The 10,197-nt window shown below is 57.9% G+C and carries 9 protein-coding genes and 1 pseudogene; 8 read left to right on the plus strand and 2 right to left on the minus strand.

Annotation, left to right across the window (positions count from 1 at the left end):
• The 3 genes and pseudogenes from Q0331_RS05820 to Q0331_RS05830 form a co-directional block, all read left to right on the plus strand.
• Positions 1 to 196, plus strand: a pseudogene (locus Q0331_RS05820) (ABC transporter ATP-binding protein); the annotation flags it as partial.
• Positions 183 to 1,370: an ABC transporter permease gene (locus Q0331_RS05825; protein ID WP_298075522.1), complete on the plus strand. Its 1,188-nt coding sequence runs from the start codon at positions 183 to 185 to the stop codon at positions 1,368 to 1,370. The pseudogene Q0331_RS05820 and the gene Q0331_RS05825, both read left to right, overlap by 14 nt.
• Complete coding sequence (locus Q0331_RS05830; RefSeq protein ID WP_298075519.1) at positions 1,370 to 1,963, plus strand: hypothetical protein; 594 nt, start codon at positions 1,370 to 1,372, stop codon at positions 1,961 to 1,963. Before Q0331_RS05825 ends, Q0331_RS05830 begins: the two co-directional genes overlap by 1 nt.
• Here Q0331_RS05830 and Q0331_RS05835 read toward each other — a convergent pair.
• Positions 1,953 to 2,771, minus strand: coding sequence for a fumarylacetoacetate hydrolase family protein (locus Q0331_RS05835; protein WP_298075520.1), 819 nt, complete (start codon positions 2,769 to 2,771; stop codon positions 1,953 to 1,955). The two genes, Q0331_RS05830 and Q0331_RS05835, sit on opposite strands and share 11 nt — an antisense overlap.
• Before the next feature lie 62 nt (positions 2,772 to 2,833).
• Here Q0331_RS05835 and cysS point away from each other — a divergent pair, with 62 nt between their 5' ends.
• The gene (cysS, locus tag Q0331_RS05840) at positions 2,834 to 4,270 is read left to right on the plus strand and encodes a cysteine--tRNA ligase (RefSeq protein ID WP_298075521.1); all 1,437 of its coding nucleotides are present in this window, start codon (positions 2,834 to 2,836) and stop codon (positions 4,268 to 4,270) included.
• On the opposite strand, the gene Q0331_RS05845 is transcribed toward cysS, so the two are convergent.
• Positions 4,227 to 4,814 carry a hypothetical protein gene (locus Q0331_RS05845; protein ID WP_011273026.1) on the minus strand — a complete coding sequence of 196 codons (588 nt, stop codon included), beginning with the start codon at positions 4,812 to 4,814 and terminating at the stop codon, positions 4,227 to 4,229. The two genes, cysS and Q0331_RS05845, sit on opposite strands and share 44 nt — an antisense overlap.
• A gap of 209 nt (positions 4,815 to 5,023) precedes the next feature.
• Here Q0331_RS05845 and Q0331_RS05850 point away from each other — a divergent pair, with 209 nt between their 5' ends.
• The 4 genes from Q0331_RS05850 (at position 5,024) to Q0331_RS05865 (ending at position 10,036) form a co-directional block, all read left to right on the plus strand.
• Positions 5,024 to 6,958, plus strand: a complete 1,935-nt coding sequence (locus Q0331_RS05850; protein ID WP_011273027.1) for an HtaA domain-containing protein — start codon at positions 5,024 to 5,026, stop codon at positions 6,956 to 6,958.
• Positions 6,959 to 7,030: 72 nt separating this feature from the next.
• Positions 7,031 to 8,098, plus strand: coding sequence for a hemin ABC transporter substrate-binding protein (locus tag Q0331_RS05855; RefSeq protein WP_173362251.1), 1,068 nt, complete (start codon positions 7,031 to 7,033; stop codon positions 8,096 to 8,098).
• On the plus strand, positions 8,082 to 9,131 hold the full coding sequence (locus Q0331_RS05860) for an iron ABC transporter permease (RefSeq protein WP_005296741.1): 1,050 nt from the start codon (positions 8,082 to 8,084) through the stop codon (positions 9,129 to 9,131). Before Q0331_RS05855 ends, Q0331_RS05860 begins: the two co-directional genes overlap by 17 nt.
• A gap of 32 nt (positions 9,132 to 9,163) precedes the next feature.
• On the plus strand, positions 9,164 to 10,036 hold the full coding sequence (locus Q0331_RS05865; RefSeq protein ID WP_005296738.1) for a heme ABC transporter ATP-binding protein: 873 nt from the start codon (positions 9,164 to 9,166) through the stop codon (positions 10,034 to 10,036).
• The last annotated feature ends 161 nt before the right edge of the window (positions 10,037 to 10,197 follow it).

Below are 10,197 nucleotides of genomic sequence, written 5' to 3' on the forward strand. Positions count from 1 at the left end.
GCCCTTGGAAGTGGAGAAGCCGTTCGAGCATGTACTCGTGTTGCATAAAGGAAAAGTTGAGTTCCAGGGGCCGTTGAGCGATTTTCTGCGAGTTGGGCGCGGTTCGCTAGAGCCGGGGGAGTCACATCGCTATTCCGACACTGTGAGAAACCTTGCGGAAGCATTTTCCAGGACCGGTGGCCATGTCGAGGATTAATGCGATCAACGTTGCTTTGGTGCTCGCGGCTTCTGCGCTTGGATTGCTGAGCATTACACTCAACGCTAACTCGGTGCCTACGCAGGACAACGCGGTCTCCAATAGCTTGGCCATCTACTATTCGCTGGGGCCAATCCTAGGTTTTATCGGTGCCAAAGAGATGGCACGCTTCCGTTCCTTTCTCAAGTCCCGCGGCTCTGTGCAGGATGTTTTTAGGGTCTGGCTCAGATCCTTGGCGCTGCCACTATTGCTCGCGGTGGTAGTGGTGTTGGCGTACCTCGCAGTGCAGCTGGCGGATATCGGATACGTAGAGTCCGCACAGTCCCTTGCAACGGGGCTGGTCTTTATTGTTCTTCACGGCGTGGCATGGCTGAGCTTGGGGGCGACTTTAGGGCTGTACCTACCAGCAATTGTGGCGATCGCTGTCGGCTTGCTTCTGCCTTTTATCCTGGTCGCTTATCCTGTATCGCTTTCAAATGTGGCGTGGCGACAAATGTTCGGGCAGCCGTTCAGCTCTTGTTGCCAGGTATCGCAGAGCGTGGACCCGATTCTGTGGAAGGCTTCGGCGCTGGTGCTGGGGGCTATATGCGTTTGCTCGTTGTTGTTGACCGCGGCTTTTCACGGAAACTGGCTTCCGGGGCTGTCCGCGTGGCCACTTCGTGTGGCCGCCATCGTTCTACTCGGTGTGAGCTGTGGATTAGGCTACGGAATCGCCCAAGATGGAAACTACGATTCCGCGATGCCCCGTCCCCGAGAGCGCATGATCTGCGACGGAGCAGTATGCTATTGGCGCGAAACCCCATCTGAGCAGGTAGATGCTAACCGCAAGGTGTGGGAATCTTTGGGCGTCACTACCTATAGGCTGATCGACGCCGAACCGCAACGGGACGGCGACATCTGGCTCGCCCACTCGAATCAGCAACAGGCAGTAAAGCACGCGCTCCTGGTCGAACTCCTCAGCAACGAACCTGCGCTTAAGGGGGCACCATCGTGTTGGGGAACTCCGCAGGAACCAGTATCAGTCGCGGAGTCTCTTCCCGATCTGACGGAAGAAGAACTGGAACGAGCGACCCTGACACCTTCCGGACAATGGCGCGGGGTGCATGGCACGAATGAGGGAGTGGACGTGAAGTTCATCCTTGATCGGGCGAACTCCGAGTGTTGGGAGGGGTAGTGTCTACCCAGCATCGAGGACAGATCTATTGGCGCGGTCATTCCGCGACCTATGCGGTGATGCTTCAGGTATTCGGCGTCGTGGGTGCCGTCCTGTTCGGTACGACCACGATTCCCATTCCCTGGGCTTCGTGGAGTTCGTCCGGAGTCGTTCCGTTTAACTTTGTGTTCTCCATCGCCATCGTTAGCTCCGCGGTGATGTTCTGGGATAATCGGCTTTCCCAGCTGGAAGAACTAACTGTTCGCACGTGGGCGGTCTGCGACTGGCTTTTCCTCGGGCTTTGCCTGGGCGAATGCGGCGTTGTCGCGATCCTGGGCAACCCAGGCATGCTGCAGTACACGCTTATTGCATTGTCGGTGATTTTCGGTGCATGCCTCGTAGCGGACCTGCGAAAGAGCTTCTATGGACTGCTTCTGCTAACTGCCGCCCAGTGCCTGCTCATATCGGTATTGCCTAGTAGATACCTGCCATTGTTCTGGTCGCCCAGGATCGATGTGATTGTGATTGCGCTTCCCATCTGTCTGCTACTTTTCGCGGCAGTGCGGAGCGCCATCAAGAAAGCCGAGCCGGGTTTGGCTCAGCTCAGCAGTTAATGCGGTTGCATATTTCCCCAATGCCGTCGATCGCGATGCGTACCTCGTCGCCATCGGCCAGGTACTGCGGTGGGGTCATGCCGTGGCCGACGCCCTCTGGTGTGCCCGTCACGATGACGTCACCAGGTGCCAACGAGGCGAAGTTGCTGATGTAATCCACCAGATCCTGCGGCTTAAACACCAGGTCGGCAACGCTGTGCTCCTGGCGGAGTTCGCCGTTGACCCAGGTGCGCAAGACGGCTCCTTCTGCAATCGGATCGAAATGCTCGGCCGGCACCATCCATGGGCCGAAACCGCTGGAACGGTCCAGGTTCTTGCCCTGCAGCCACTGCTGGGTGCGGTACTGCCAATCGCGCTGAGAGAAATCATTCATCACGGCGTAGCCTGCGATCTGGCCGGCTTCGCCCATAATGACAGCGAGCTCGCCCTCGTAGTCCGCCTGCGCGGAGAGCTCCGGGGGCACAACGACCTCGTCGAACGGGCCCGCCAAGGCGGAGGCGTACTTCACGAACAGGGTGGGGTGATCCGGAATCGGGTGCCCCATCTCTGCGATGTGTTCCCGGTAGTTCAGGCCGACACAGAAAATTTTTCCGGGGTTCGGCACGACCGGCCCCAGCTGGTCGGCGGTGAAGGAAACAGTGGGGAGGGAATCCAGCTCCGTGCTGCTGATCTGCGCCTTGTAAGGGAATTCGGCGAGGAGCTTGCCCTCGCCGCCTTCGGCGGAGAAGGAAGTGACTGCGATTGGGCGCCATGCACCCCGGTTATTGAGGCGGATGGTGGCGAATCTCGGGGTGTTTTGAGTGCTCATATGCTCCACGATACTGACACGCAGGGGAAAGAGGCCGGATGCGCATGCCTATACTGTGTGGTGTGACTTTGCGAATTTACGACACTGCCGCCCGCCAGCTCCGCGACTTTGAGCCCATCCGTGAAGGCCATGCCTCGATCTATTTGTGTGGAGCGACCGTGCAGTCGATCCCGCACATCGGGCATGTGCGCAGCGGAGTTGCTTTCGACATCCTGCGCAACTGGCTAGAGGCCAAGGGGTTGGACGTCGCTTTCGTAAGGAACGTCACCGATATTGACGACAAGATCCTGAACAAGGCCGCGGAGAATAACCGCCCGTGGTGGGAGTGGGCCGCCACGCATGAGCGTGCGTTTAACTGGGCCTATGACCAGTTGGGCGTCACCCCACCTTCCATCGAGCCCCGCGCCACAGGGCACGTACCGCAGATGATCGAGTACATGCAGCGCATCATCGACAACGGTCACGGTTACGCCGCAGACGGCAACGTGTACGCGCAGCCCGCGACGATCGATAACTACGGCTTCCTTTCCGGACAGAAGCTGGACGAGATGGATCAGGGCGAGTCCGCGGGTACCGGCAAGCGCGACTCGCGCGACTTCACCATGTGGAAGGCAGCCAAGCCGGGCGAGCCGGCCTGGGATACCCCGTGGGGACGAGGTCGCCCCGGCTGGCACATCGAGTGCTCCGCGATGGCCACGACCTACCTGGGCAGTGAGTTCGACATTCACTGCGGTGGCCTGGACCTGCAGTTCCCGCACCACGAGAACGAGGCCGCACAGGCGACGGCAGCGGGCGATGGGTTCGCGCGCTATTGGATGCACAACGGTTGGGTGACGATGTCCGGCGAGAAGATGTCGAAGTCCCTGGGCAACGTGCTTTCTATCCCGAACGTGCTGAAGCTGGTGCGGCCGGTTGAGCTGCGCTACTACCTGGGCAGCGCGCACTATCGCTCGATGCTGGAGTACTCCGAGGCTGCGCTGGGTGAGGCCGCTGCGGGCTACCGCCGCATCGAGAAGTTCCTGGTGCGTGCCATCGAGTACGTCACCGGCGAGACTGCGGTGGACCCGCAGGCGCTGCCGGTCGGCGAGGTGCCGGCGCAGTTCGCGGAGAAGATGGACGATGACTTGGCCGTGCCGCAGTCGCTGGCCGTGATCCACGACGTGGTTCGTGAGGGCAACAAGCTACTGGACGCAAAGCCTACGGACGAGGCGAAGCAGCAGGTTAAGGAAATCGCCGGGCAGGTTCGCGCCATGGCCGCTGTGTTGGGTGTGGATCCGCTGAGCGAGACCTGGCTGGAATCCACCAAGGCCGCTGCCGGTGGCTCCGACGTGGCGATGGGTGCCCTGGACGTGCTGGTGAAGGCCGAGCTGGAGCGCCGCGCCGAGGCCCGCGCGGCCAAGGACTGGGCCACCGCCGACGAGGTGCGCGACCGCCTGGCCGAGGCCGGCATCGAGGTTACGGATACAGCCGATGGCGCGAAGTGGTCGCTGAAGGGGTAGTTCCATAGACGTACTCGTCGGGTTGTAACTCTGATCCCGGAAGCTCGACCTCGTCGTCATACATTTCTTCGGGTACGAAATATTCTTCGTCGTTCGACCACATGGGGTTCAGGCCTGGCAAGAACCAAATGGTGGCGGCAGAAACGATGGCGATGATGATGCCGCCCAGTGTTGCGTGCTCCGGCGGGATGTACCAAAAACCGGCCACAATCAGGGCGCCGATGGAGCCGATACACAGGGGGAGGAAGAGGTTCAGATTCAACCTGTTTGCGGTTCTGTATTCGACCCAGTCCTCGCTGGGGAAGCGGCTGCGGGCTTGGGAGCGGATCCGGCGCTGCGTTTTCTGAGAACATACGACGCATGCGATGGCGACTAGTGCCAGCCCGACTCCGGCGATAATGAAGTCGCCGACTACTGCGCCGTATGCCATCACGCCGATCGATACGGTTAGGGCAAAGCGTTCGGTCGCGGAAAGCGGAATTGCCTGGTGGGGGTCTACTTCAGGGTAGAGGTTGGCCAGAGGGGCCGGGGTGTATGCGGTCATTCTTCGCGTCCTTTCTCGGGGGTGAGAGGTGGGGGTGGGGGACGAAACTAAACACAAGATGCTTTCGTCTCTTAGGCTGACTCATGATACTTTCAGCTAAGTCGAGCCTTACCTAATTAAGGTAACACTATCCTAATCTAATGGGTAAAACCTAGGTAGAGGTAAGGCGGCGCAAATCTTTTGATGTTTCAGTTTTGAGTAGGATCAGCATGCATCTTTCACCGTTTGGATCACGTCGAGGCTCCTCGCGACGGTTGTTCGTCCGCGCATCCACGGCTGTGGCTGCCACCTCCGTACTTGCCTTCGCTCCCGTAGCATTTACCACGGTCGCTACCCCCGTTGCCTCAGCGGCAGGAACCTGTGAATTCAATTGGGGTATCAAGCAGAGCTACCGTGCCTATATCCAAGGCCCTGTCGCTAAAGGCGGATGGGGTGGCGACGGTATCGGCTTTAATGGCGATAAGACCGGCCCGAATGGAGCCTTCCAGTTCCGCCCCCAAAAGCCCCAGGTAAACGGTGATACGGTGACGGTTCCGCTCAACGGAGTTCTCCGTTTCAACGGCCACAACTATGGCGGTGATGACCTGTTAGATATGACGCTCTCCGATTGGAAGGTGCGCGCAAAGGGAAAAACCGCCGAGATTCTGGTGGACTATGTCTCCTATGAGTCGGACATGGTCAATAAGAGCAAGCGAGGAGCCAAAATCACTGGCGACGATGAAGTCATCGCCAAGGTGAACCTGTCCACCCCGGTGACCCCTGGCTCAGGGAGCGTGAACCTTTCTGGTTCTACGACACTTACTCAAGGTGGCAGCCGGCTGTTTCTCGCTTACAATGCGGGAACCTCGATGGATCCAACCAGTGGCTCAGTGGCTTTGGACGGCAGCTGTGGATCAGATTCGGGCAGTGGCTCGGGATCGGGCGAAAAGCGCACGCTGACCACGATCGATGGCAACTTCACCGGCTTTAACAAGGAAGCTATGGGAATTCTGTCTGAGACGAACGACACGATGAACGCCCTGACCACTTTCATGGGTAACTCCCAAGCCTTCTTGGACGAGTATGAATCTTTCGTCAATCGCGGGAGCGTAAAGAACGGATCTTCTAGCGGAAGCGACTCCGGAACTAGCTCTACCTCCGGAACGAACTCTAACTCCAACTCCGGTTCTGGTGGTGGATCGGCCTCTGGCGGAACATCGCTTGGAGCAGGGAACAGTGGTGCGCGAAACGGCGGAACAGGCGGCGGGTCGGCCGCCAGCGGAGGCGGAACAACCCGGGGCGGTGCCACAGCAGGTAGAGCAGCTGGTGGCGGTGGAGACCTGCACTGCGAGTCGGTCAAGGCAGTCGAAAGCGCCAAGGCATCGTGGGCTCTGAAGGAATCCTTCCAGTCGTACATCACCGGCTCTATCGCTAAGGGCAAGTGGGATTTGAGCGGGGTCGGATACAGCGGCGGCAAGTATCAGTTCACCGGCAACGGCGGCAACGTCGATACGTCTTCTCAACAGGGAACGATTTCCTATGGTGGCGCGATGCAATTCACCGGTCACAACGGAATTCTCGACCTGAACATTGCGAATCCGGAGATCCAGTTCAACGGTGGAACAGGAAGGCTTGTTGCCGATGTTCGTTCTTCAAACATGGAAGGGGAGAAGCGAGACTTCGGGCGCACAGTGCTGGGAGACCTGAGCTTTAGTTCCCTTGATATCTCGGATAACTCAGTAAGCGGAGAGGCGAGTGTATCGCTGACCCAGGATGGCTCTGTGGCTTTCGCCGAATTTTACGATCCGGGAACTCAACTAGCGCCCATATCTTTCAGCGCCCAGCTAGGTGGCCAGGGTGACTGCGACGCAGTGGGCGGTACGACAGCATCTGGATCGAGTGCGGGTGGATCGGGCGGTGGTTCTTCTGCTGCGCACAATGCTGCCGCCGCGAAGCTCGCCGGCAATAAGGACGGTTCCGGCAATGGCGTCGATGGCGATTCTTCATCGGCGGGGTACGAAAACGGATCGAGCAAATTCAAGGTTAAGCCTGCTGCGGCTGAGGGTCAGGATGAGAACCCGGCTACTTACCTTCTCGGATTGATCGTAGGAGTCATCGTCGCAGGTGGAAGCATCGGTCGACTGGTTGTAAGTAATCCGTCTTAATCCGCCTACTAGGTGGCAAGACACTGCTCAGTTAGAAAGCACGTTTTAATGTCCATTGTTCTTAATCGAACTGTGCGGTTAGCGTTCCGCACCTGTGTGTTGTTTATCTGCACGGCTAGCATCGCTGCGTGTGGCGTTAAGGGCGCCTATGAATCCGAAGCTGATGCTGCTCTGCGAAACGACATCAAGAATGCTGCTGATCTGCAGGATCCTCGTAGTTTTGAGGGCGTTTCGGAGGTCAAGGACTTCACGGATGTGGAGCCTGTGACCAAGCATCCATCCCCGAAGCTGCCGGTGGAGCTGACCGACGCAGACGGCCACGATGTCAAGGTTAATAAGCTCGATCGGATTCTGGCTCTTGACCTGTACGGTACTTACACTAAAACCCTTACTGGCCTGGGTCTTGCCGATCGGATTGTAGGCCGCACGGTCTCTTCTACTGAAAACATCTTGGCCGACAGGCCAGTGGTCACTCAAGGTGGGCACAACATCAACGTGGAAGCCGTGTTGTCGTTGGAGCCGGATATCGTCATCGTGGACCACTCCATCGGGCCACGGGACGCTATCGATCAGATTCGTCAGGCGGGCGTGACCACTGTGGTCATGGAACCGACCCGCACGATCGATTCGGTAGCCGAGGACATCACCACGCTCGGTGCTGTCGTGGGCCTCCCGGAGGATGCGGAAAAGCTTGCGGATCGCACAGTCGAGGAAATAAATCTGGATAAAGAGACCATCAAGAAGATGGTGCCCTCTACACCGATGCGGGTGGCATTCCTTTATGCCCGTGGAAATGGTGGAGTGTTCTTCATCATGGGCGAAGGGACCGGAGCAAAAGACCTGATCGAGGGCGTTGGTGCGGTTGACGTGGGGACGGAGAACAACCTTTCCTACATCGAACCAGCCAATGCGGAGTCGCTAGCTAGGTTAAACCCAGATGCGTTCATCATGATGACCGGCGGGTTGGAATCCACCGGAGGGATCGAAGGCCTGCTCAAACGCCCCGGCATAGCTCAAACCACGGCAGGACAGAAGCGGCGCGTAATCACGATTCCAGATGGTCAATCGTTGGCGTTCGGCCCTATGACTGGGCAAACACTTTTGCGGACAGCGAAGGCGTTATATGACCCACACGGTTAATACGAACGAGTTTCTCCGGGCGCGAACGCGCCGATGGGTAGGGATTTTCGGTGCACTGGTGGTGCTAATGCTTGTTGCTGCGGTGCTATCGATCGTGCTTGGACAGTACTACGTGCCACTGCAGGATTTAGGTTCAATCTTGCTGGGGAAAGACCATCATTCAGGTCTGGCCTCCAGCGTAGTGTGGGATATTCGCTTGCCGCGCATCCTGCTGGGGTTCCTAGTCGGCGCATGTTTGGGTGTGGCTGGAACATTGATGCAGGCGGTGTTTGCCAACCCTCTGGCCGAGCCATCGATTATTGGCGTGACCTCGGGCGCCGGGGTTGGTGCGGCGTTGGCAATCGTCTTTAACCTTGCTTTCTTCGGCACGTTCACCGTTCCGTTCTTCGCCTTTCTTTCCGCATTGGTTGCCGCTGGCCTGATTTACCAGCTAGCACGAAGTCAAGGCCGAGTTGTGGTTATCAATCTGGTTCTCACAGGTATCGCGGTCAATGCCGTGTGTGGAGCAATTATCTCCTTCATGGTCTATTTAGCTCCGACCGCCAGTCGGGAAGAGATCATCTTTTGGCAGATGGGATCCCTAAATGGTGCCCAGTGGAAGCACGTTTGGGCGGTTTTGCCGATCACGATGGTTGGAATTGCCGTAGCCCTACGGATGGGTGGGGCACTAGACGTGCTTGCTTTGGGTGAGAAAGCCGCTGGTCACACAGGGATCAATGTAAGTCAATTGAGAGCGATTGTGATCATCGCTGCGACCGTACTCACTGCAGGTGCAGTTGCCTTTGCTGGGCTCATCGGCTTCGTAGGGCTGATTATCCCGCACCTGTTGCGAACGGTCATGGGGCCGGAGAATTATCTCCTCATCCCTGCTTCTGCGCTTGGCGGGGCGGTCTTGATTGGTCTGGCCGATGTGGCTGCCCGCACGTTGATTGAATTCGCAGATTTGCCGATTGGCATCTTCACTGCCCTTGTCGGCGGCCCGACTTTCTTCGTTCTGCTGCGCCGAATGATGCGAAAGGGGATGCACGCATGAGTGCTCACGGTAGCGATGCGACTACTAACAGTATGGCTATCGGCGATAAGGCCATTGAGGTATCTGGCCTCGCCGTCGACGTTGGTGCCAAGCGGTTGCTCAGTGACATTAGTTTTGTCGCTCGTGCCGGCGAGGTCACAGGGCTCATTGGGCCGAATGGTGCTGGTAAGTCGACGCTGCTCGCCGCGCTGTCTGGGGATATTAAACCTACTGAGGGTGTGGTTTCCGTCGCCGGATTAGACCCCTCTCGGGCCGATGCAAGGGCAATGGCGCAGCGCCGTGCGGTGTTGCTTCAGGATGTCCAAGTCGCGTTTGAGTTTCTTGTTCGAGATGTTGTGGCGATGGGACGGCGACCGTGGCGAGGGACAGTCGATAGCAGTGTGGATGAGCTCATTGTTGACGCTGCTCTGGACGCCACCGGTTCCACTGCGTTGGCAGTTCGTGACATCGTCACTCTTTCCGGTGGCGAACGTGCTCGGGTTGCGTTGTCCCGAGTTTTGGCCCAGCAAACACCGGTGGTGTTGTTAGACGAGCCGACCGCGGCGATGGATATCCGTCATCAGGAACAAGTCTTGAGCTTGATGCAGCAGATCGCTCACAGAGTTGGAACTGCGGTGGTGATTGTGTTGCATGACCTCGACGCAGCTGCGGCGTATTGCGATCACATCGTCTGTCTATCGAATGGGCGAATTGCCGCCGCTGGATCGGTTGATTCGGTCTATACCGACGAGATTCTCTCCAGCGTTTATGACTGGCCCATCGAAGTTGTCCGCAGTGCGGATAATGACGTCTCTGTTCGTCCGCGGCGGAGGGATCCGCCAGCTGCAGTAGCTCGACTGCTTTCTGCATATCAATCCATTCCATTCACTAGGGCTAAGTCCCTAGGATCCATTCATCAGGAGTAATTCTCATGTCTATTAAGTCAACTCGAAATGTCATGCTCGGCACTGTGATGACTTTCGCCCTGGGCACTGCTGCACTTTCCGTACCCGTTGCATCGGCACAGGATGGCGCATCTCAAGCTCAACCTGAATGCAAAACTGTTATCACTGGCGGTACCTTCAAC

Origin of the sequence: uncultured Corynebacterium sp., from assembly GCF_937999985.1 — a bacterium.
Lineage (GTDB): Bacteria > Actinomycetota > Actinomycetes > Mycobacteriales > Mycobacteriaceae > Corynebacterium.